This window comes from Saccharopolyspora antiqui (assembly GCF_052246905.1).
In the GTDB taxonomy this organism is placed as follows: Bacteria; Actinomycetota; Actinomycetes; order Mycobacteriales; family Pseudonocardiaceae; genus Saccharopolyspora.
The window spans coordinates 59,063-80,765 of record NZ_JBQQBO010000033.1; the positions used below are offsets into that span (position 1 = coordinate 59,063).

General features: G+C 70.6%; 19 protein-coding genes and 1 pseudogene. 10 read left to right on the plus strand and 10 right to left on the minus strand.

From position 1 onward, the window contains the following. The first annotated feature begins 3 nt into the window (after positions 1 to 3). The 3 genes from ACTWQN_RS34250 to ACTWQN_RS34260 all read left to right on the plus strand — a co-directional run bounded on the left by ACTWQN_RS34250 (position 4) and on the right by ACTWQN_RS34260 (position 5,214). Entirely contained in the window at positions 4 to 1,038 is a 1,035-nt protein-coding gene (locus ACTWQN_RS34250; protein ID WP_443207806.1) for an alpha-ketoacid dehydrogenase subunit beta, read from the plus strand. 80 nt (positions 1,039 to 1,118) lie between these two features. Next, positions 1,119 to 3,878, plus strand: a complete 2,760-nt coding sequence (locus ACTWQN_RS34255) for an SCO1167/SCO6262 family helicase (protein WP_504230372.1) — start codon at positions 1,119 to 1,121, stop codon at positions 3,876 to 3,878. Between the two features lies 1 nt (position 3,879). Then, entirely contained in the window at positions 3,880 to 5,214 is a 1,335-nt protein-coding gene (locus ACTWQN_RS34260; protein ID WP_443207808.1) for an SWIM zinc finger family protein, read from the plus strand. Here the strand turns inward: ACTWQN_RS34260 and ACTWQN_RS34265 are convergent. The 3 genes from ACTWQN_RS34265 to ACTWQN_RS34275 all read right to left on the minus strand — a co-directional run bounded on the left by ACTWQN_RS34265 (position 5,203) and on the right by ACTWQN_RS34275 (position 7,718). After that, positions 5,203 to 6,159 carry a Gfo/Idh/MocA family protein gene (locus ACTWQN_RS34265; RefSeq protein ID WP_443207809.1) on the minus strand — a complete coding sequence of 319 codons (957 nt, stop codon included), beginning with the start codon at positions 6,157 to 6,159 and terminating at the stop codon, positions 5,203 to 5,205. The genes ACTWQN_RS34260 and ACTWQN_RS34265 overlap by 12 nt on opposite strands. A gap of 79 nt (positions 6,160 to 6,238) precedes the next feature. Then, positions 6,239 to 7,285, minus strand: coding sequence for a zinc-binding dehydrogenase (locus ACTWQN_RS34270; RefSeq protein ID WP_443207810.1), 1,047 nt, complete (start codon positions 7,283 to 7,285; stop codon positions 6,239 to 6,241). A 1-nt stretch (position 7,286) separates the two neighbouring features. After that, the gene (locus ACTWQN_RS34275) at positions 7,287 to 7,718 is read right to left on the minus strand and encodes an ester cyclase (protein ID WP_443207811.1); all 432 of its coding nucleotides are present in this window, start codon (positions 7,716 to 7,718) and stop codon (positions 7,287 to 7,289) included. Between the two features lie 122 nt (positions 7,719 to 7,840). Here ACTWQN_RS34275 and ACTWQN_RS34280 point away from each other — a divergent pair, with 122 nt between their 5' ends. Together ACTWQN_RS34280 and ACTWQN_RS34285 are read left to right on the plus strand one after the other, a co-directional pair. Beyond that, positions 7,841 to 8,668, plus strand: a complete 828-nt coding sequence (locus ACTWQN_RS34280) for an NAD(P)H-binding protein (protein ID WP_443207812.1) — start codon at positions 7,841 to 7,843, stop codon at positions 8,666 to 8,668. A 73-nt stretch (positions 8,669 to 8,741) separates the two neighbouring features. Beyond that, the gene (locus tag ACTWQN_RS34285; protein ID WP_443207813.1) at positions 8,742 to 9,509 is read left to right on the plus strand and encodes a TetR/AcrR family transcriptional regulator; all 768 of its coding nucleotides are present in this window, start codon (positions 8,742 to 8,744) and stop codon (positions 9,507 to 9,509) included. Between the two features lie 86 nt (positions 9,510 to 9,595). Here ACTWQN_RS34285 and ACTWQN_RS34290 read toward each other — a convergent pair whose 3' ends face one another. From ACTWQN_RS34290 to ACTWQN_RS34300, 3 genes are read right to left on the minus strand one after another with little or no spacing between them, the layout of a single operon-like run. Beyond that, a complete protein-coding gene (locus ACTWQN_RS34290; RefSeq protein ID WP_443207814.1) occupies positions 9,596 to 10,012 on the minus strand; it encodes an Ohr family peroxiredoxin in 417 nt (138 codons plus the stop codon). 2 nt (positions 10,013 to 10,014) lie between these two features. Next, complete coding sequence (locus ACTWQN_RS34295) at positions 10,015 to 11,115, minus strand: serine hydrolase domain-containing protein (protein WP_443207815.1); 1,101 nt, start codon at positions 11,113 to 11,115, stop codon at positions 10,015 to 10,017. A gap of 22 nt (positions 11,116 to 11,137) precedes the next feature. Beyond that, positions 11,138 to 12,643: an FAD-binding oxidoreductase gene (locus tag ACTWQN_RS34300; protein ID WP_443207816.1), complete on the minus strand. Its 1,506-nt coding sequence runs from the start codon at positions 12,641 to 12,643 to the stop codon at positions 11,138 to 11,140. A 158-nt stretch (positions 12,644 to 12,801) separates the two neighbouring features. Here ACTWQN_RS34300 and ACTWQN_RS34305 point away from each other — a divergent pair, with 158 nt between their 5' ends. Then, complete coding sequence (locus tag ACTWQN_RS34305; RefSeq protein ID WP_443207817.1) at positions 12,802 to 13,662, plus strand: class I SAM-dependent methyltransferase; 861 nt, start codon at positions 12,802 to 12,804, stop codon at positions 13,660 to 13,662. 79 nt (positions 13,663 to 13,741) lie between these two features. On the opposite strand, the gene ACTWQN_RS34310 is transcribed toward ACTWQN_RS34305, so the two are convergent. Then, positions 13,742 to 14,506, minus strand: a complete 765-nt coding sequence (locus ACTWQN_RS34310) for a hypothetical protein (RefSeq protein WP_443207818.1) — start codon at positions 14,504 to 14,506, stop codon at positions 13,742 to 13,744. A gap of 236 nt (positions 14,507 to 14,742) precedes the next feature. On the opposite strand from ACTWQN_RS34310, the pseudogene ACTWQN_RS34315 reads away from it, so the two are divergent. From ACTWQN_RS34315 to ACTWQN_RS34325, 3 genes and pseudogenes are all read left to right on the plus strand, one after another. Beyond that, a pseudogene (locus ACTWQN_RS34315) lies at positions 14,743 to 14,868 on the plus strand (transposase); the annotation flags it as partial. 217 nt (positions 14,869 to 15,085) lie between these two features. Then, entirely contained in the window at positions 15,086 to 15,769 is a 684-nt protein-coding gene (locus ACTWQN_RS34320) for a transglutaminase-like domain-containing protein (protein WP_443207819.1), read from the plus strand. Further along, a complete protein-coding gene (locus ACTWQN_RS34325; RefSeq protein ID WP_443207820.1) occupies positions 15,766 to 17,115 on the plus strand; it encodes a UbiD family decarboxylase domain-containing protein in 1,350 nt (449 codons plus the stop codon). Before ACTWQN_RS34320 ends, ACTWQN_RS34325 begins: the two co-directional genes overlap by 4 nt. A gap of 464 nt (positions 17,116 to 17,579) precedes the next feature. Here ACTWQN_RS34325 and ACTWQN_RS34330 read toward each other — a convergent pair whose 3' ends face one another. From ACTWQN_RS34330 to ACTWQN_RS34340, 3 genes are read right to left on the minus strand one after another with little or no spacing between them, the layout of a single operon-like run. After that, on the minus strand, positions 17,580 to 17,930 hold the full coding sequence (locus tag ACTWQN_RS34330; protein ID WP_443207821.1) for a RidA family protein: 351 nt from the start codon (positions 17,928 to 17,930) through the stop codon (positions 17,580 to 17,582). Continuing rightward, positions 17,927 to 18,934 carry a threonine ammonia-lyase gene (locus ACTWQN_RS34335; RefSeq protein ID WP_443207822.1) on the minus strand — a complete coding sequence of 336 codons (1,008 nt, stop codon included), beginning with the start codon at positions 18,932 to 18,934 and terminating at the stop codon, positions 17,927 to 17,929. The genes ACTWQN_RS34330 and ACTWQN_RS34335 overlap by 4 nt, the downstream gene beginning before the upstream one ends. Beyond that, the gene (locus ACTWQN_RS34340; RefSeq protein ID WP_443207823.1) at positions 18,931 to 20,427 is read right to left on the minus strand and encodes an amidohydrolase family protein; all 1,497 of its coding nucleotides are present in this window, start codon (positions 20,425 to 20,427) and stop codon (positions 18,931 to 18,933) included. Before ACTWQN_RS34340 ends, ACTWQN_RS34335 begins: the two co-directional genes overlap by 4 nt. Before the next feature lie 129 nt (positions 20,428 to 20,556). Here ACTWQN_RS34340 and ACTWQN_RS34345 point away from each other — a divergent pair, with 129 nt between their 5' ends. After that, positions 20,557 to 21,579, plus strand: a complete 1,023-nt coding sequence (locus ACTWQN_RS34345; protein ID WP_443207824.1) for an Lrp/AsnC family transcriptional regulator — start codon at positions 20,557 to 20,559, stop codon at positions 21,577 to 21,579. Positions 21,580 to 21,703 lie beyond the last annotated feature (124 nt).

The window sequence follows — 21,703 nt, forward strand, 5'->3', positions numbered from 1 at the left end:
CGGATGCGTGAGCTCACCTACTGGCAGGCCATCAGCGAAGCCACCGTGCAGTGCATGACCGCCGATCCCGCGGTGCTGGTCGCGGGCGAGGGCGTGGACGACCACAAGGGAACCTTCGGCACCACCAAGCGCGCGTTCGAGCTGTTCGGGCCGAGCCGGGTCATCGACGTGCCCAACTCGGAGAACGCCTGCGCTGGCATCGCCATCGGCGCCGCCGCGAACGGGATGCGGCCCGTGGTGGTGCACACCCGCGCGGACTTCATGTTCCTGGCGGTGGACGCGCTGGTGAACCTGGCGGCCAAGTGGCGGTACATGTACGGCGACGTGGCCGGGCTACCGGTGGTGACCCGCGGGGTGGTCGGTCGCGGTTGGGGCCAGGGCGCGACGCATTCGCAGAGCCCGCACGCGACGTTCGCGCACTACGCGGGTTTGCACGTCGCCGCGCCCGCCAGTCCCGCTGACGCCAAGGGATTGCTGGTGCAGGCGTTGCGGTCGCAGACCCCGGTGGTGCTCATCGAGAACCGGAACCTGTACCCGTTGACCGGGGAGGTGGCCGAGGAGCCGGTACCGGTGCCGTTCGGCTCCGGGCGGACGGCTCGCCCCGGTGCGGACGTCACGGTGGTGGCCGCGTCGCTGATGGTGCACGAGGCGCTGCGGGCCGCCGAGCAGTTGGCCGCCCAGCGCATCGAGGTCGAGGTGGTCGACGTGCGCAGCCTGCGGCCGTTGGACGACCGGATCATCTGCGAGTCCGTGGCGCGGACCGGGCGGCTGGTGGTGGCCGACACGAGCTGGGCGCGCTACGGCTTCGCCGCCGAGGTGGCCGCGGTGGTGGCCGAGAACGTACCCGAGGCGCTGCGCGCGCCGGTTCGTCGGATCACCCCGCCGGACTGCCCGGCGCCGGTGTCCTGGCCGTTGGAGGAGGCGTGGCACCCGGGTGCCGACACCATCGTCCAGGCGTGCCTGGAGTTGGTCGGGGAGCAGCGCGGTGACCTGCCCCAACTGGCCGACGTGGCCGCCGGATTCCACGGCCCGTACTAGGGAACGAAAGATACGGTACATTGTACTGAGAAGCGGATTCGGCTGGTTTGGAGGCGCGGGTGCGACTGGGGCGGTGCGCGATGGTGTTCGAGCCTGGAGACGTACCGCGGATGGGGGCGCTCCTCGTCTACGACCCCGGCGGCGGGCCGGTGCCGAGCGAGATCTCGGCGGGAGAGACCGCCGAACCGGTGGTGACCCTGATCGAGGACGGGTCGGTCGTCGCGCGCCGCGTGCCCGCCCGCCGGATACCGCTGTCCCAGGCGCTGCCGCTGCTGCGGGCGGGCGACGCGGACGGCGTGCACCCGGCGGCGGCGTTCTGGGGTGCCGCCGCTGAACTGGCGCTGCACATGGTCGCGCGGGGCCGGGTGCTGCCCGGGGTGTGCGGCAGTGGTGCCGATGCGTGGCGGATGGGTCCCTTCGACGTCGCCGACGTCGAACGGCTGCGCGCGCTGGCCGCCGCCGCGCCGCCGAGCGCGCGGGCGGTACCGCTGGATCCGGCCGCCGACGAGCTGGTGCTGCCCGACGCGGAGAAACTGCTGCGCGAGTTCTTCGACGGGGTCGCCGACACGATGCCGCGCACCCCCGGAGCGGTTTGGCTGACCGGAGATCCGCGCTACGCGGCCCAGGAGATCACCCCGGCCGACGACGGCCTGCGCGGGTGGGCGCAACAGGTCGCCGCCGGGGTCGACGCGGGCCTGCGCGTGGCGCTGCGCCTGGAGTTGCGCGGCGACACCGAGACAGCGCCCTTCACCGCCGTGGTCCGGCTGCGCAACCTCGCCGACCCGACGCAGGTGGTCGACGCCGAGGCGTTGTGGGCCGGGGAATCGCACGGTTTCGGCGACCGCGCGACGTTCGAGGCGATGCTCGCGGTGCGCCGGGCCGCCGGTGTCTGGTCCCCGCTGGAAAGCCTGCTGGCCGAAGCCGAACCGGTTGAGCTGGAGTTGGTCGACGAGGACGTCGAAGACCTGCTCAGCGGCGGCGAGGCGCGGTTGGCGGCGATGGGCGTCGACATCGAATGGCCGCCGGAGCTCTCCCGCGAACTCAACGCCAGGGTCGCGGTGTCCGCGCCCGGTCAGCGGCGCGAGGACGTCGCGGCCTTCCTGCGGGAAGCCGAACCGTTACCGCTGTCCTGGCAGCTGACCCTCGGCGGCGAACCCCTCAGCGAGGTCGAGATGGACCTCGTGGCGAAGTCGCGCCCGGTGGTCCGGCTGCGCGACCAGTGGTTGCTGGTCGAGCCGGAGTTGGCGCGCAAGGCCCGAGAACGCGAACTGCCGCCGGTCCCGGCGTACCCGGGTCTGGGCATCGCACTGGTCGGCAGCGCGGTGGTCGAAGACGTCCGCGTGGAAGCCGTCGCAACGGGCTGGCTCGGCGAACTGGTCCACCGGCTCGCCGACCCCGACGGCGGCCCGGAACCGCTGGGCCAGCCGCCGGAACTGACCGCGACGTTGCGCGACTACCAGCAACGCGGCCTGCGCTGGCTGCACCGGATGACGTCGCTGGGATTCGGCGGGTGCTTGGCCGACGACATGGGGCTGGGCAAGACGATCATGCTGATCTCGTTGCACCTGCGACGGGCGGCGGACCCCGCCACCACCGGGCCGACTCTGGTGGTCTGCCCGGCTTCCCTGCTGGGCAACTGGGAACGCGAGATCGAGAAGTTCGCGCCCGGCACGCCGGTGCGCCGGTTCCACGGCTCGGCGCGGTCGCTGGCCAGCGCCGACAGCGGCTTCGTGCTCACCACCTACGGCACGATGCGCGTCGACGCGGCGACGCTGGCCGCGCACCGCTGGGCGATGGTCGTCGCCGACGAGGCCCAACACGTCAAGAACAGGTTGAGCGGCACGGCGAAAGCCCTGCGCGAGATCCCGGCGGCCGTCCGGGTGGCGATGACCGGTACCCCGGTGGAGAACAACCTGAGCGAGCTGTGGGCGATCTTGGACTGGACCACACCTGGCCTGCTCGGCCGGATGGGCGAGTTCCGCGCCGAGTGGGCCCGGGCGGTGGAGGAGGGGCGCGACAACCCGACCGCGCAGCGGTTGTACCGACTGGTGCGGCCGTTCCTGCTGCGGCGCCGCAAGACCGACCCGGGCATCGCGCCGGAACTGCCGCCCAAGACCGAGACCGACCACCTGGTCTCCCTCACCGCCGAGCAGATCGACCTGTACCAGCGGGTCGTCCAGGAGGTGATGGCCGAAATCCGCAGCAGCCCCACCGAGATCGCGCGGCGTGGCCTGGTGCTCAAACTGCTGGTCGGCCTCAAGCAGGTGTGCAACCACCCGGCGCACTACCTCAAGGAAGCCGCGGCGTCGGCCGCCCGTTCGGAGAAGTTGCAGGCGCTGGACGAACTGCTCGGCACCATCCTCGCCGAAGGCGGTGCGGCGCTGGTGTTCACGCAATACGTGCAGATGGCCCGGTTGTTGGAGAAGCACCTTGCCGACCGCGGTGTACCCACCCAACTGCTGCACGGCGGCACACCGGTGGCCAAGCGGGACGAAATGGTGCGTCGCTTCCAGTCCGGCGCGGTACCGGTGTTCCTGCTGTCGCTCAAGGCCGCGGGCACCGGGCTCAACCTGACCCGAGCCGACCACGTGGTCCACTACGACCGCTGGTGGAACCCCGCCGTCGAGGAGCAGGCCACGGACCGGGCGCACCGGATCGGCCAGGACAAGCCGGTGCAGGTGCACCGGTTGATGGCGCAGGGCACGTTGGAGGAGCGGATCGCCGAACTGCTGGTGCACAAGCAGGAACTGGCCGACGCGATCATGGGCGGGGGCGAGGCCGCGCTCAGCGAGCTGACCGATGCCGAGCTGCGACGGCTGGTGGAATTGAGGAGCGCCTGAGATGTCCGGGTACTACGACGATGACGACGATGACCTGTACCTCGTCTTCGACGACGAAGAGGACGAGGAGACCGTCGACGACGAGGTAGATCCGCACCGGCGCGCGGTCACCTTCCCGGCTTTCCCGCCGGGCAAGCGGTACGGCAAGAAGTTCGCCGACACCTGGTGGGGCAACGCCTGGATCGAGGCGATGGAGTACACCGCACTCGACCCCGAGCAGCTCAAGAAGGGGCGCAAGTACGCCTTCGCCGGTCAGGTGGGGGCGATCACCGTCAGTCCCGGGCGGATCTCCGCGCCGGTGCACGACGGCGATCCCGACCAGCCGTACCGCACCGAGGTCCACCTCGGGGAGCTCTCCGACTCCGGCTGGGACCGGTTCCTGGACCGGGTGGCCCGCCGGGCCGGGCACATCGCCGCGCTGCTCGACCGCGACATGCCGCCCGACCTGGTCAGCGCGGCCGACGACGCAGGGGTGCGACTGCTGCCCAGCTACGGCGACCTCGAACCGGAATGCGACTGCCCCGGCTGGGACAGCCCGTGCAAGCACGCCGCGGCGCTGGCCTACCAGGTTTCGTGGCTGCTGGATCGGGATCCGTTCGTGCTGCTGCTGGTGCGCGGCCGCGGTGAGGCCGAGCTGACCGAGGAGTTGCACCGGCGAAACACCCGGCAGGGCGCGGACACCGGCGAACGCGCTGGCGGCGCGGGCACCGCCGCCGCGGACGCGTGGGCGCAGCCGGTACCTCCGCTGCCCGAGCGGCCCGGTCCGGTGCTGGTTCCGCCGCTGGGCCTGGCGCCGCTGCTGGCGGACGTCGAGGTCGAGGACGCGCCGGTGGACACCGCGGCGCTCGCCGCGCTGGCCGCCGACGCGGCCCACCGCGCGCGCCACCTGCTGTCCGATGTGGACGGTTCGGGTGTCGAGGCGGACCAGTGGACCGACGCGGTGCGGCTCGCCGCGCGCGCGGATCGCGACGAGCTGACCGAGCGGGCGGGCCGCAGCGCGGACCGGCCCGCGGACTTCGCCCGCGCGGTGCGCGCGTGGGCGCTGGCCGGACAGGCCGGGTTGTCGGCGCTGGAAAGCTCGTGGTCGCCACCCCGGGAAGCGATGGCCCGCGCCCGCACGGAGATCGACGAGGTCTGGCAGGACGCGGCGCTGGGCGACCCGCCGGACGTGCGGGTGTGGCGCAACCGGTTGACGGTGGCCAACAGCGGGGTGCAGCTCAGGCTGGGCGAGGACGAACGCTGGTACCCGTTCCGCGCCGACGGAAGCGACTGGGTCCTGGCCGGTGCGCCCACCCGGCACGCAGCAGAGACGCTGGTCGATCTGCTAGCCGACTGACGCGGCGTCGATGAGCGACAGCCCGGCGAGCGTTCGGCGGTGGTGCGCGGTGAGGTCGTGCGCACCGCGCACCGCGCCGACGAAGCTCTCCAGCGCTTCGCGGAACTGGTCGCACGGCGGCAACGTCCGCTGCTCGACGCGGTCCTGCTGCTCCAGCCGCACCACCGGCTGCCAGGTGGGCGGCGGTGTGAAGGCCCGTTCCAACACGATGCGGCCGGTATCGCCCCACAGCTCGTACGCCGATCGGTAGGAGTGTTCGAAGCCGTAGAGCACCTGCGCGGTCACCCCGGACGCACTGCGCAACAGCACCGCGCCGGAAACGTCCACATCGGACGAATCGGAGCGTCGCCGGGTAGCTCCGACGACGGACAGCTGCTCGCCGCCGTGGAGCAGGGCGGCGTGCAGCGGGTAGTAGCCGACATCGAGCAGGGCGCCACCGCCCAGGTCCGCGCGGTACCGGATGTCTTCCGGCGGCAGCGGCGGAATCGCCATGACCGCGGTGATCGCCCGCAAAGCACCGATCGCGCCGTCGGCCACCAGCGCGGCCACGGCGTCGTGCTGCGGGTGCGCGGCGAACATTCGGTTCTCCATGACCTGCACGCCTCGGTCGGCCGCGGCCGCCAGCACCCGTTCGCCGTCGGCGCGGGTGGTCGCGAACGGCTTCTCCACCAGCGCGTGCTTCCCGGCCTGCACCGCTGCCAGCGCCCAGCGGGCGTGCAGGCCGGTCGGCACCGACAGGTACACCGCATCGATGTCATCGCGCGCCAGCAACTCGTCGTAGCCGCGCTCGGCTTCGGCACCGAATTCGGCGCCGAACCGCGCGGCCCGGTCGGAATCGCGGCTCGCCACCGCGACCAGCCGGGACGAGGACCGGGCCAGGGCGGGCAAGAACCGTCTGCGGGCGATCGAGGAGCAGCCGAGCAGACCGAAGCGGACGGCGTTCATCGAAATCCTTTCGCACCGGTCGGAAATCAGGGGGCCAGGCGGCGACTCCAGCCGTGGAAACCGAAATCGCCGTCGAACATCAGGGTACGAGGACGAGCTTGCCCACCGCCTGCCCGTCGCGCAGTGCGCACAGCGCGTCGGCGGCCTGCTCCAGCGGGTACCACCCGTCCACGTGCGGCTGGAGAACCCCGGCGCCGACCAGGTCGTAGAGCGCCTCGATGTCGCGGCGGAACTTCGCCCCGGGCCGCACGTAGTAGGTCTTGGCGACCCGGCCGCGAGTGGCTCCGATGGCGCGTGCCAACGTCCAACCGGCGACCTTGCGCAGCACCGGGACGTGCGGCCGGAACCACTGGCCCGGTGCGAAACCCTCGACGGAGGAGTCGAAGGAGACGAGTCGGCCACCGGGGGCCAGCAGCCGCCACCCGACGCTGACGCTGCGGCCGCCGATGTGGTCGAACACGGCGTCCACGCCGTCGGGCGCCAGTGCTCGCACCGCGGCGGGCAGCTCGCCGCGGTAGTCGACGGGGGTGGCCCCCATCGCGCGCACCGCGTCGTGCTTGTGCGGCGACGCGGTGCCGATCACGCGGGCACCGTGGTGGACCGCCAGCCGGGTCAGCACCGACCCGACTCCGCCCGACGCGCCCTGCACCAGAACCGTTTCCCCGGGCGCCACCCGCGCCGAGCGGTGCAGCATCTGCCACGCGGTGACGCCGTTGCACACCAGGGCGACCGCCTCGCCCGCGTCCAGTGCCGCCGGTACCCGGGCCAGGATCGCGGCCGGTACCTCGACGTGCTCCTGCCAAGCGCCGGAGCGCGGCATCGCGGCGACCCGGTCGCCGACCGCCCAACCGGTCACACCCGGGCCGACCTCGACGATCTCGCCGACGAGGTCGTAGCCGGGGACGAACGGCGGGCGAGGCGGAAACGGGTGCAGGCCGCGCAACATCTGCACCTCGGCGAACGAGACACCGGCGGCCTCGGTTCGCACGACCACTCGCCCGCGGCGGGCCACCGGCCGGGAGAACCGCCGCACCAGCAACGATTTCGGGTCGCCGTCGGCGGCGGTCAGCACCACCTGGCGGGAAAGGGTGTCCAAGGCGCGGAGGCGGGGTTCGGGAGCACCCATGTCAGTCGCCCGCCGGGAGCACGCCGATGCCGGTGAGCATCGGCAGGTAGTTCATCACGTCCCAGTGCTCGACGACCTTGCCGTCGACGAACCGGAGTTCCTCCACGATGTGCCAGGTCACCGCGCGGCCGGTGGGTTCCTTGTCGACGTACCTGCCCAGGTGCGTGGCGGTGATGGTGATCCGCAGGCTGACCCGGTCGCCGTCGGCCAGGATGCTCTTGACGTCCAGGTGCAGGTCGGGGAACGCCTGCAGCCCGGCCTCCATCCGGCTGATCATCTCGTCGGTGTCCACCGGCAGGTTCTCCGAGTAGTGCACCACGCCAGGTGCCCAGTGCTCGATGATCCCGCCCAGTTCCCAGCGGTTCCACGCCGCCACCATGTCCAGGCAGCGCTGCTTGTTCTCGGTGCGCGTCTGCTCGTCGGTCGCCCGCATCGCCACTCCTATCTTCCTGCCAGTCGGCCAACACGAGCATCGCGACCCGTCCTTGAGGACGCGTCGAGTCCGGGTCGGGATCGTCGGAGCAAAGCTGGGTACGACCGGACGAGGTGGACGCGATGACCTTTTTGGTGACCGGAGCTACCGGGCACGTCGGCAGGCACGTGGTGGCCGGACTAGCGGCGGCAGGGGCGACGGTGCGCGCCACCAGTCGCACACCGGCCCCGATCCCGGGGGCGGAGGTGGTGGCCGCCGACCTGACCGAGCCGGACAGCCTCGATGCGGCGCTGCGCGGTGTGGAGCGGATGTACCTGTTCCCGGTTCCGCAGACCGCGGCGGAGGTGGTGGAACGCGCGGCGCGGGCCGGTGTGCGGCGGATCGTGGTGCTGTCCTCGAATTCGGTGCACGACGGGACAAACCACAGCGGCGCCTACCACCGCGAGGTGGAGCGCGCCGTGGAGCGCAGCGGTCTGGAGTGGACGTTCGTGCGTCCGGACGAGTTCGCCACGAACGTGCTGTGGAAGTGGGGGCACTCCATCCGCACCGAGGGCGCGGTGCGCGCCCCGCATGCCGGGGCGCGGCGCGCGCTGGTGCACGAGGCCGATGTCGCCGCGGTGGCGACCGCAGCGCTGCTGGCGGACTCGCACGTCGGCGAGGCCTACGAGCTGACCGGTCCGCAGGCGCTGGACCAGACCGAGCAGGTCGCGGCGATCTCCCGGGCGATCGGGCGCGAGATCGCCTTCCAGGAGGTGGACCCCGCTGCGGCCAGGTCGGAGCTGGTCGCCTTCATGCCGGAACCGGTCGTGGACATGGTGCTCGGTTATCTGGCGGCCTCGGTGGACGTGCCGCCGCTGGTGCTGCCCACGGTCGAGAAGGTGACCGGCCGACCGGGCATCCCGTTCGACCAGTGGGCGCGCGACCACGCTGCCGAGTTCAGCGCCGCATGACCGGCCCGCCTTGCTGTCCACATGTCGGTCGAGCTCCTCGGCGTACGACGTACGGTGCTATTCTGGAGGCACTATGGGCAAAGATCGAGGCAGGTCCGACCCGGCCCGCAGCCTGGCGCTCCTGTGGCGGACCAAGGAGCCGGTGAACCGAGAGGGACGAACTGAGCTCAGCGTTGACCGGATCGCCCGGGCGGCCATCGAGATCGCGGACTCCAGCGGTATCGATGCGCTGACCATGCGCCGGGTCAGCGAGGTGCTCGGCGTCGGCACCATGTCGCCGTACACCTACGTGCCGGGCAAAGCCGAGCTGCTCGATCTGATGATGGACACCGTCTACGGCGAACTGCCAGCCACCCCGGTGCCCGGTGACACCTGGCGGGAACGCCTGGAGCTCGTGGCCTACCAGAACTGGGAGCTCTACCGCAGGCATCCGTGGCTCGCCAGGGTCGAAACCAGCAGGCCCGTTCTCGGCCCGAACCTGATGGCCAAGTACGAGCGGGAACTCAGCGCGCTCGTCGGCAGCGGCCTCGGCGACGTCGAGATGGACTCGGTGCTGACCCTGGTGCTCGGGCACGTCAAGAACACGGCCCGGGCCGCTGCGGAGATCGCGGACCTGGAGCGGGGTAGCGAGATGACCGACAGCCAGTGGTGGCAGGCGCAGGCGCCTTGGCTGGCGACGTTCGCGAACACAGGTGACTACCCGACGGCTGGCCGCGTCGGTTCGGCCGCTGGCGCCGAGCACGACGCGGCCTACGACCCGGAGCACGCGCTGCGGTTCGGACTGGCCCGCTTGCTCGACGGCATCGAGGTGCTGGTCGAGCAGCACGCACCGGTGATCTGAAGCGTCGTTCCCGCCTTCCACCGCGGGTTTTCACGCGCAGCGCACCGCCCCGCTCGGATTTGCTGAGCGGGGCGGTGCTTTCGGCGTTACTCGACGTGCAGGGCGACGTCGACGTTGCCTCGGATCGCAGCGGAGTACGGGCAGGTCCGGTGGGCCTGCTCGACCAGGTCGCGGGCGGTGCCGGTCGGCACGCCCGGCAGCCGCACCCGCAATGCGGCGGTGAGCGCCAGACCGTCACTGGCGGCGGTCAGGCCCACCTCTGCGGTCACCGCGGAATCGTCCACCGCTATTTCGCGCTGCTGGGCGATCCAGCGGATCGCGCTGTGGAAGCACGCGGCGTAGCCCGCGGCGAACAACTGCTCGGGATTGGTCGCGGCGCCGCCACCACCGCCCAGTGCGGTCGGCGCGGCCAGCTTGACGTCGAGGACGCCGTCGGCCGACCGCACGCTGCCTTCGCGGCCGTCACCGACGGCCGTCGCCGAGGTCTGGTAGAGGACGCCCACGATCAGCCCTCCTTGAGGCAGTCGGCGGCCGCGTTCAGGGCGGCCACCACGCCGTTCTCGAAGGCGCCGCTGAAGTCGTCCGGATCGATGTTGAGCGTGATCGAAGCGATCAGTCGGCGCTTCCCGTCCAAGGTGGCGCCCACGAAGGTCGCGTAGCCCGGAATGCCGCCGCCGTGCCCCCAGAGGCTCAACCCGCAGTCCGTCTCCAGCGGCATGAACCCCAGGCCGTAACCGTTCGACATCGGCAACGGCACCCACTCCGGCGGCACGGTCGTCTTCATCTCCGTGAACTGGTCCGGCCCGAGCAGCTTGCCGGTCATCAACGCCACCAGGAAGGCGTCCAGGTCCGCCGTGGTGGAGATCATCTCGCCCGCTGAGCAGGCCTCCGAAGGGTTCATCTCGGAGACGTCCACCGATTTGTCCTTGATCTGCATGTAGCCGCGGGCGTGCGGATCGGGGATCGCCGGATCATCGCCGGGCAGTGATGTGTCGTGCAGGCCGAGCGGTACCAGGATGCGATCCCGGATCTCGTCGGCGTAGCCGCGCCCCGCGATCTCCCGGATCAGCAGGCCGAGCGCGATGTAGTTGGTGTTGGAGTACTCGAACCGGGTGCCCGGCTCGAAGTTGAGCGGTTTCGCCGCCGCGACGGCCACCAGGTCGGCCGCTTCGTAGTGGTTGTAGCGGTCGCGCTCGAACCGGACGCCGGGCCGTTGGAAGGCGTCGGCGTGGTTGTAGAGCCCGCTGGTGTGCTGCAGCATGTTGCGCACGGTGATCCGGTCGCCGTCGGGCAGCAGGTCGGGCAGGTACGTCGCGATGGGCCGGTCGAGGTCGACCCGGCCCTCCGCGGCGAGTTGCAGCACGACGATCGAGACGAACATCTTGGTGATGCAGGCGATGCGGAACCGGCCGTCGGTGGGTACCGGGTCCGCACCGCCGAGCTCGGCGGAACCGGAGCGAACTACGAAGTCGGCGTCCCCGACGGAGACGCGGAACTGGGCGCCAGCCGCGCCCAGCGGGATCAGCTCGTCCACGAGGGACTGCAACTTCTCGCGCAGCGGATGGTTCGGGTCGTGCACCGGGGAGGCGATTTCAGCGGTCGACATGCTGTTGTCTGCTCCAATCTGATCAGCGGATGGAGAAGTCGTGGCGGAACACCCCGAGCGGGTCCCAGTTCTTCGCGACTGCCTGGAGCCGGGCGTGGTTGTCCTTGAAGTAGAGGTCTTGCCAGGCGACCCCGGAGGTGTTCCACCGGGGATCGGCCATGTCGACGTCGGGGAAGTTGAGGTAGCAGCCTTCGCTGTTCTCGTCGGGCACCGGCACGCCACCGGTCTCGGCGTACACGTCGCGATACATCCGGCGCATCCAGTTCAGGCACGCCTCGTCGGCGGATTCCTCGCGCCAGGTCACCAAGTACAGCGCCCGCAGCACCGAATCTCGTTGGGACACCGCGGTTTCGCCCGGCAGCAGGGCGTTCGTCGCGCAGCCGCTGGATTGCAGCGACACCGATGCGCTTTCGAACGGGTGGTCCGGCCCGTTGAGGTGTTCGTGGAGCGCGTCGATCTGATCGTCGGTGTAGGACCGGCGCAGGTGCGCGGATTTGATCTTTTGCCGACCGCCGCTGCCGTCCTGGGCTCGGGCCAGACCGGTCATCGACGCCAGCCAGGGTTCCCTGGTCACTGGAGTGTCGAAGGCCGGGGCGTCGACTCCCGCCGTCATCTCGGCCAGGCAGCCGTCGAGCAGCCGCTCGGCGTCGGGTGTCTCGCCGTCGAGGTGCAGGAAGAGGATCGCGCTCAGTCCCGGGTCGTTCTCGGCTTGTCCAGCTATCAGCACCAACCCGGCGTAGAGCCCGGCGTAGGGCGAGTCCAGGCCGCTGTTGTGCTCGTGCCAGCGGCTGTACCCGCCGACGAGGGTCCGGAACGCCGCCGGTGTCATGCCTTCGCGCGGGAACATCCGGCTGGTGGCCAGTACGTTCGCCGGAGGTCGGGGCAGTGCCTCGGACGGCTCGTCGCCCGGTGCGCCGCGGGAGCGGAGCCAGAACCGGGTCACGATGCCGAAGTTGCCGCCGCCCGCACCGGTCAGCCCCCACCACAACTCGTGGTGCGGATCCCGCGGATCGGCGGTCGTCACCACCGCACGTGCGCGGCCGTCGGCGTCGACCACCACGACCTCGACGGCGTGCACGTGGTCGGATGCGATGCCGAACCGCCGGGACAGCGGTCCGTAGCCACCACCGAGCAGATGGCCGCCGACGGCGACCGTTTCGCTCGCACCGCCCGGAATCGTCACGCCCCACCGCAGGTAGAGGGTGCGGTAGAGGTCCAGCAACCGTGCCCCCGGCTCCACCGACACCGCGCCCCGCACCGGATCCCAATCGACGCGGTTCATCCGGCCCAGGTCGATGACGACGTCGACGCGGGGATCGGCCACGAAGTTCTCGTAGCAGTGCCCGCCGCTGCGGGCGGCCACGGCGCGCCCCGAATCCACCGCGGACTGAACGGCGGCAACCACCTCCTCGGTCGTCGTGGCCAGCACGAACATCTCCGGCCGCGGCGTGAACCGGGCGTTGTCGCCGGGCACGGCCAGGTCGGCGTAGCGCGGATCGCTCGTCGGCACGCAACTCGGGTTCGCCATGTCCGCCCTCCTGGTCATCGGTCGACTCCAGGCTGAGCATCCGGTCTCGGGCTCCGGTGGAAGAGCGGTCGGGGCACGCCTCGACCGGTTTTCGAGGTGGCGCCGAGTGAATCGACACAGGCTGGGGCCGGCGGACGATCCGAGTGGACAGGAGCGATGTGGACACCACCGCGTACAAGACGACCGTGGCGCGTGCCTTCGACCGCGCAGCCGCCTCCTACGACCGAATGGGCGTCGAATTCTTCACCCCGATGGGGGCTCGGCTCGTCGAGCGCGTCGGGCCGCGCCCCGGTGACCGGGTGCTCGACGTCGGATGCGGCCTCGGGGCCTGCCTCTTCCCGGCAGCGCAGCGCGTCGGACCGAGCGGCCGCGTGCTCGGCATCGACATCGCCGAGGGCATGGTGGAGCAGGCTCGGGCGATCGCGGCCGAACAGGATCTCGGCACCGTCGAGGTTCGGGTGATGGACGGGGAGAACCCCGATCTGCCGATCCGCGGGTTCGACGTGGTGGTGGGCAGCTACAGCTTGATCTTCCTCCCGGACGCCCCCGCGGCGTTGCCCCGGTACGCCGCGCTGCTGGCGCCGGGTGGCCGGATCGGGTTCACCAGCCCGGTGTTCACCGACGACACCTTTCCTTTCCTACCACCGATGTTCACCGAGCTGATCCCGAAGTCGATGCTGAACTCGCTGCCACCGGAGTGGCAGCCGGAGGCGCTCAGCCGCAGGTTCAACAGCTGGCTGGCCGACGGGTGTCGGCTCGCCGATACGATGCGCGGCGCCGGTTTCACCGATGTCCTGGTGCGCGACGAGTCGGTCGACATGGTCGCCGAGTCGGGCACCGCTTGGGTGGATTGGTCGCACACGCAGGGGATGCGCCTGCTGTGGCAGCACCTGCCCGAGCGGGACGCCGCCCGACTGCGGGCGCGGCTGATCGCGGCGCTGGACGCGCTCCGGGATGGTTCCGGACCGCTGACCATCGAGGTCCCGGTCCGGTTCGTCACCGCCGCCGTGGCCGGTTGATCGGCCAGCGGCGTGCGGCAGCGGTGGTTCGGCGATCGCTCCGGGAGACGGCGATTCGCCGAGCCACCGTCGACGGCCATCAGTCCACGACGACGGGCCGTCCCATGTTCAGCTGCCACGCGCGGCGCAGCACCCAGCCGTCGAGCATCTGCTGCCAAGACGGGCTGCGCCGCCCGTCCAGCAGGATTTCCAAACCCGGGCGCGGCACCACCTGGTCGGTGAGCACAGCGCGCAACGCATGCCGCCAGCTGACCGGTGTGCGCGTCCGGTCCCCGGAATGTTCGCTGAGCAGCAGCGCTTCCGGTCGAAGCGACGAGCCGTGCGCGTTGCCAGCGCGGGCGTTCACCAGGACGTCGGCGCGGCGTTCGGCGGCGTGCCGGGTTCGAGTGACGTGCACCGGGACATCGGTTCGGCGCGAGATGGGCAGTGCGGTGCACGCGAGTGCGGGACGCGAGTCGGGCGACCACAGCAGTGCGGTGCGGATCGACGGTAGTGCTCGCGTGACGGCGCGCAGATAAGCCCAGACCGCCGGTCCGCTGCCGATCACGCTGAGCACTTCGGCTTCGGGCGGTGCGAAGTAGCGGGCCACCAGTCCGGCGGCCAGCGCGGTCAGCCACGCGTCGAGCGGCTCCTGCGGCAGCACTGCCAGCGGGGTGCCGTCGTCCTGCGCCAGCAATGACACGTGCTCGCCGTCGGCGGCTTCGCCGCGGCGCACCGCGAGCTCGTCGGGACGATGCTCAGCGGGATTGGTGAGCAGGTCCTGAGCGAGTTGGAAACCTCGTTCCGCGAACGTCGGGTCGTCACCGAGCAGTTGCAGTTCTCGGGACGTGAGCAGAAGTGGCATTCGTCCCCCTGTGGGGATTGTTGCGCGGGGCGTCGCACGGCTGGAGAAATTCGTGGTGATCACGCTACTGCTTACCCGCGCGCGGATAGATTTGCCTATTCGTTGTGCTTAAATGTGCACAACCGGTCCAGGGCCTGTCCTGTGAGTGATCCGGTTCGGGTTCCGATTTTATCTCGGGTTGTGGTTGGTCGGGGTGAGTTGGCGGACTCGGATCGAGTTTGTAGCCGGGACGGTGGCGGCATCACCGGCAGCCGATCAATGGGATCTTCTGGAAGTTGCGGACCGGGGCGCGGTGGCGTGACCTGCCGGAACGATACGGCCTTGGCAGGCGCCGTTGGCCACCGACGGGACCTGGCACCTGGCCGAGGTGATCGTCGAAGTCGACGCGGTGGGGCGAGCTTGAGCAGGAGATCAATGTCGGCTTCGCACTGCGGCACAGGCTGATCGGCGCGCCGCTGCGGCCTGGAAAAGTGCCCGGTGCAATTCCGGGAAATGGGACCGACTGCGATTCGAGAGGCCCACGAGGTATCGGCCCGACGATGAACAAGACGGGCCGCTCGGGCGGAGGGAGATGTGCGGATGGCGACGATCACGGTTGGGGGAGGAGCGCTGGGGGCCACCCGCTTCCTCGACTTCGATGCTGCCGAGGTGCGGGGCTTCGTGGCCCGGTCGGTCCGCGCCGAGGCCACGATCACCGAGCAAGCGGTGGACCTCTACTACGCCGTGCGCGACGGCGTGCGCTACGAGATCTACGGTGCCGACCTCTCGGCGGATGGCGTGCGGGCGAGTTCGGTCGCGCGCACCCGGACGGGCATGTGCGTGCACAAGTCGGTCCTGTTCGTGGCCGCGCTGCGCTCGATCGGCATCCCGGCCCGGCTTGCGTTCGCCGACGTGCGCAACCACCTCACCTCCGACCGGTTGCGCGAGCTGATGGGTGGTGACGTCTTCCGGTACCACTGCTTCGCCTCGGTCCGGCTCAACGGGCGTTGGATGAAGGCGACACCGGTGTTCAACCGCAGCCTCTGCCGGTTGTACCGGATCGCCGAGCTGGAATTCGACGGCCGCACCGACAGCCTGCACCAGCCGTACGACACGGACGGCCGACGGCACATGGAGTTCCTGCACATGCACGGCGAATTCGACGATCTTCCGCACGACCGCCTGCTGGCCGGACTGCGCGCCGCGCACGGGCGGCTGCTGGACGAGTCCGGCCGCGTGGTCGACGGATCGCTGATCCGCGACCGGGTGGGTGAGCGGGCGTGATCGCGGCGTCGTTGCGGGATGTGTTGCGGGGCCTGCCGATCGCGCGCCGCACTCGGCCGCTGGCGAGCATCGGACCCGACTTCGCGCGTGAATTCGCTGGCGTACCCGCGAACTCGCGCGCCCGATCCGAGGAAGTCGTCGAGTACACCGTCGAGGGCGAAGCGACCGCCCGCGTGCTGCTCGGCGTCTACGGCGACGAGGACCGGGTGCGGGGCTGGTTGCCCGGTTATCCGCCGCGGATGGATCGGATGGCCGCCGCGGAGCTGGTCGGCCGGTCCCGGCCCCCGGTGCGCGGTTCCCGGGCCGCCCGGAGCCGGGAGGTGGATCTGCGTGCGCTGCCCGTCTTCCGGGTCACCGATCGCGACGCCGGGCCGTACCTGACGCTCGGCGTCGTGCACGCGCGGGACGAGGACGGCTGCGCGCTTTCGGTGCACCGGATGCTCGTGCTCGACCACAATCGGCTGACGGTGTGGATGGTCCCGGGCCGCGGCTTGGCCGAGTTGCACGCCAGGGCGTTGCGGCGCGGTCGGGAGTTGGCCGTGTCGGTGAACATCGGTGCGCCCCCGGCGGCCGTGGTCGCTTCCGCGGTGAACGGCAGGTTCCTGCCGCCAGGTGTGTCCAAACTGGACTTGGCGGGGGCGCTGGCGGGCGCGCCGCTTCGGGTGGCATCCGCCGAGACGCAGCCGGTCGAAGTGCTCGCCGACGCCGAGATCGTCTTGGAGGGCACGCTCGGCCCGCACACCGCGGACGAGGCGCTCGGCGGGGAAGTGCGCGGCAGCATGCCCGAGTTCCTCGGCTACGACGGAGCGGGACGCCCCGACCTGCCGGTGCTCACCGTGAGCGGGATGAGCCTGCTACCGGGAGCCCACTACCAGGCAGTGATCGGACCGGGCCGGGAGCAGTCGGTCATCCTCGGGCTCGGTGGCGCGTTGTCGGTCGCCCTGTCCGCGCGGGGCGAGCCGTGGGAGGTGGTGCGCGCCCTCCACTTCGGTGCGTGGGGCGGTGGGATGGTCGTGCTGGCCGTCGCACTGCGCAAGACTTCGGCGGTGCACGATGAGGTGCCAGCTCTGCTGGCTCCGCTGATCTTCGCGCAGCACCCCTTCGTGAAGCTGATCGTGTTCGCCGACGACGACGTGGATGTCCGGTGCGCGGAGGACCTGTGGTGGGCGGTGGCCACTCGCACGAACCTAGCTGCGGACTGCGTCACGCTGCCCGGCTATCCGGCGGTCCCGATGGTCCCGTCGGAACACCCGGCTTGGCGCCCGACATCCGGCCGATCCTATGTGGACGCTACCGTGCCGTTTCGCGCTCGCGCGCTGGCTGAACGATCCCTGGTGGCGCCGTGATCGAGCGTCGGCCTCAGTCGACCGGCGGCACGACGGCGACTCCTGCGGTCCCGCCACCGACAAGAAAACGGTCACTCTTCAGCGTGCGGTGCATCCGAGCGGGGCGCCACGCTCGACCTGTGGTCGAAGGTTCGAATGCTCCCCGAAACCCACTGGGCTGCAACGCCGCTGCACGGTGTGCGGTCGTGCTGGCCGCATTACTCGGCTCGACCAGCTGACCCGATGGGCGATCCTCGTTCTCACCACAGCTGACCGCGGTCCTCGGCCGTCGGCCGCTCCAGTTCGAGGAGGAACCGCTGCCGAGCCAACGCCTAGCCGCGCGCACCAATGCCTGCGCCCACAGGCGAAAGCCGGTGGGCGCGCCGCTGGTGGCGAGCCAATCGTTTTCGCGGAGGCGACAGGCGACATCGTCCCGAACGCGGAACGGGGAGCGGTCGAGTCCGCTCCCCGTCTCCGACGCGGCTCTAGCGCGCCCTGGCCACCGCATCGATCTCGACGATGCTCCGGTAGGGCAGTTCGTGAACACCGATCACCGTGCGGGCTGGCCGGGGATCCTGCCAGAGGTCCAGGAACTGCTGGTTGGCCACCTCGCGCAGCGCGATGTCGGTGACGTAGTAGGTCACCTTGACCACGTCAGCGAGGTCGGCACCGACCGTGGCCATCCGCTGCTTCATGGTCTCGATCGCCGCATCCAGCGCCGCCCGGCCGTCGGCGACCACGGTGCCGTCCGCCAACAGCGGCAGGGAGCCCGAGACGAAGACGAGGCCACCGGCAACGACCGCTGGGCTGTACGGGTGCTGCGGATCAGTGCTCACGAATTGCTCCCTGCGTGGTCGATCTGTTCGGTCTCGTTTCCGTCGAGCAGCACCTTGGCCAGCAGCCGGGGGTCGGCCGAGCCACCGCTGAGGATGGCGACGTGCTTGCCGGTCGTGGGCAACCCGTTGTCGGCGGCGGCGCGGTAGGCGGCGAAGGTCACCGCACCACTGGGTTCGGCCACCAAGCGCGCGTCGAGCGCGAGACGGCGCATGGCGTCCAGGATCTCGTCTTCCGAGACCGTCACGATCCCGTCCAGGTGGCGCCGGATGTGCTCCCAGGGCAGCACGCCCAGGCCGGTCGTTCGCAGTCCGTCGGCCACCGTTCGGTAGGTCGCTTCCGGCTCCCAGACCACCCGGCGCTGCTCCCGCAGGCTCTGCGCGGCGTCCGAGGCGAGCTCCGGCTCGACGCCGATGACCAGCGTCTCGGAACGCAGCGCCTTGATCGCGGTGGCCACCCCGGAGGACAGCCCGCCGCCGCTGACCGGCACCAGCACCACATCGGCATCCGGCAGGTCGGCCATGATCTCCAGACCAACCGTGCCCTGACCGGCGATGATGTGCGCGTCGTCGTACGGGGGCACCGGTACGTAGCCGTGTTCGTCGGCCAGCTCGAACGCGCGGGTGTCCCGCTGGTGCGGCGGCACGATCACGATCTCGGCACCCAGTCGCTCGACCGCGGCCACCTTGTTCGGCGGTGTGGTGTCGGGCATGACGATCACCGCGCGCAGACCGAGTCGGCGGGCGATCCAGGCGACCGCCCTGGCGTGGTTCCCGCTGGAGTGGGCGACCACGCCGCGCTCGCGTGCTTGCGGCAGCAGGATGCTGATCTTGTTGTACGCACCGCGCAGCTTGAACGCCGAGGTCGGCTGCAGCGACTCGGGTTTGATCCACAGCGGTCGGTCGGGATCGGCGGCGTCGAAGGGCAGCAACGGGGTGCGCAGCGTGGCCGAGGCGATCCGCTCGCTCGCGGCGCGGATGTCGTCCAAAGTCACGAGTTCAGTCATCCGAGTCGTCCCTTCACGGCCTTGCCGGGCCTGGCCTCCGGCAGGAGTTGGCCACCGCGGATCACGAATTCGCCGCCGACGAGCAACTGGTCGACGCCCGTCGACGGATGCCAGGGCTCTTCATGGGTCGCCCGGTCGGATACCGCGGCGAGGTCGAACACCACCAGATCGGCGTCGGCGCCCACCTGCACGCGCCCCTTCCGGCGCATCTGCGGTGCCACGCCCGCCAAAACCGTGGCGGGCTGCAGGGTGCACCGCCGCACCGCTTCGAGCAGGGACAGCAGACCCAGTTCGCGCACCATCGTGCCCAGGAACCGGCAGAAGGTTCCGCTGGTGCGCGGGTGTGCGAAGGACCTGGGTGGCAGTGGCCAGGCGTCTTCGACGAGCTCGCCGTCCGGGGAGGCGAACGGGATCGCGTCCGATGCGATCGCGGTGTCCGGCAGCAGCAGCGACCGCTGGAGCACCGACCAGTCGTCCGGGTCGTTCTCGTCGAGGTAGTGGATCGCGACCATGGCACCGGGGTCGGTTCGCTGGATCTCCAGCAGCCTCGCGGCGTCCTTCGGGCGCTCACCGGTGCACAGCAGAACCAGGTTGCTCGGCTCGATGCCCAACCGGGGCAGGTTGTCCGGGTGCAGGAAGGGCACGCCAATGGTCGTCATCCCGGCCCCGTACGGGTAAGCCTCGGTGGTCACCCGCAGGCCGTGCTCCCGAGCGCCCGCCACCACCGCGCCCACTTCGTCGATGGCGCGCAGCGAGGTGCTGTTGATGTGGCAGAGGTGCATGTGCGCGTTCGTGCCGGAGGCGGCGGCGACCACCTCGGCGATCCCCTCCAAGGCCGTTTCCGGATCATCCGGATTCTTGAACCGCGCGTGGGTGAAGGTGGGCACGTCGTACCTCGCGGCGAGCCGCGCCAACTGGAAGTACTCGTTGCGCCCGGTCTGCGGCGCGTAGCCGAGGAGCACACCGATGCCCAGCGCACCCTGGTGCAGTTGGTTCTCCACCTCGGCGAGGACCAGGTCGAGTTCCTTCCGGCTGGCCCTGTCGCGCCAGTGCGGTCCACCGCAGAACTCGGCGAAGCCCTCGAAACCGCCAACGGGTTCGACGCCGTCGAACACCCGCATCCTGGCCATCGCCCAGGACGCGGCGTAGCCGAAGTTGATCGGACGTCCCTCGTCGCCCGCACGGTCGTACACCGCGCGCACCGGTGCCGCGCCGGACTCCAGCTCCAACGCCGTGGTGACCCCGTCCAATGCCTGCATCCGCAACGAGGACACGGTCTGCGCGTGGCTGTGCAGGTCGATGAAGCCCGGCGCGAGCACCCTCCCGGACACGTCGAGCATCTTCCGCGCCGGTACCGGTCCGGCGGACACCGAGGTGATCCGCCCGTCGGTCACGCCGACGTGGCGCACCGCGTCGAGTCCGGTCTCCGGATCCAACACGCGAGCGCCGCTGAACAGGAGGTCGCACTCGGCGACCTCTGTCGGTGCAGTCACTAGCACGACTCCTTGCAGCCGGTGAGTTTCGTGCTCAATCATCGGACAGCAACCGAGTCCACCCCCGCACCGCTGGGATCCGACAAAGGGAATCCCGGCGTGCAGGAAACCGAACATCCCGGGAGTGCCATGAACGCCTCCGCCGCCCTGCGGGAGGGCGACTTGGAACTGATCGACGCACTTCAGGTCAACCCGCGCGCGTCGTGGGCCGACATCGGAGCCGTGCTCGACCTGGACCCCGTGACGGTCGCCCGCCGCTGGAAGCGCCTGGAGGACGCCAGGCTGGCGTGGTCAACGGTCGCGCTCGGGCAGCGGCAACTGCACACCATGTGCGTGGCGTTCCTTGAGCTGACCTGCGAAACCGGGGCAGCCAGCGAGGTGGCGAGCGAACTGGCCAGGCAGCCGCACATGTTCACCGTGCAGCACGTCGCGGGTTCCTACGACCTGTGGACCATCGCGATCGCGCCGAACCTGACCAGCCTCTCGGAATACGTGCTCCACCAGTTGCCGCGACAGAAGGGCATCACCCGGGTGCGAACCCACATCGCGACCCGCGCCTTCGACCTGAGCATGCGGTGGCGGCTGCGGGTGCTAAACGCCGAACAGGTCGAGCGCCTGCGGCAGTGCCCGACGAGTCCCGGGACCGCGCGTCCCATGGACGACTACGACCGCCGCCTGTTCACCGCGCTGAGCCTGGACGGCCGACGTAGTTTCACCGACCTGGAAGCGGAACTCGGAATGACCGCCCGCACGGTCCAGCGCCGGATCAACCGGCTCACCGCGGTCGGCGACATCGCCTTCCGCTGCGATCTGGCGCGGCAACTGGCTGGCTGGCACGCCTCGGCCGTGCTGTGGCTGGAGATGCCCGACGACTACCTGGAACGGACCGGTGAACAGCTGCTGCGGTGGCCGGAGACCCGGACCTGCGCGGCGATCGCCGGGCCCAACAATCTGCTGCTCACGGTGGGGTTGCACCAGGTGGCCGACCTGCACGGCCTGGTCACCCGGCTGCGGACGCAGTTTCCGCACGCCACGATCGTCGACCGGCAGATCGTCCTGCGCCAGGTGAAGCTGTACGGACGGGTGCTGGACGCCACCGGCCGCTGGGTCTCCGCGACGCCGCTGGGTCCGTGGGCGCTGGACGGGCGGTGAGGGCCTGTCTTCGAACTCGTCCTGCTTCGCGGTGCGGGTGGCAGACCTGGCGATTTCGCGCGAAATCGCCACCCGCCCCGCGTGGGAGACGGCGATTTCGCGCGAAATCGCCCACCTCACCCGA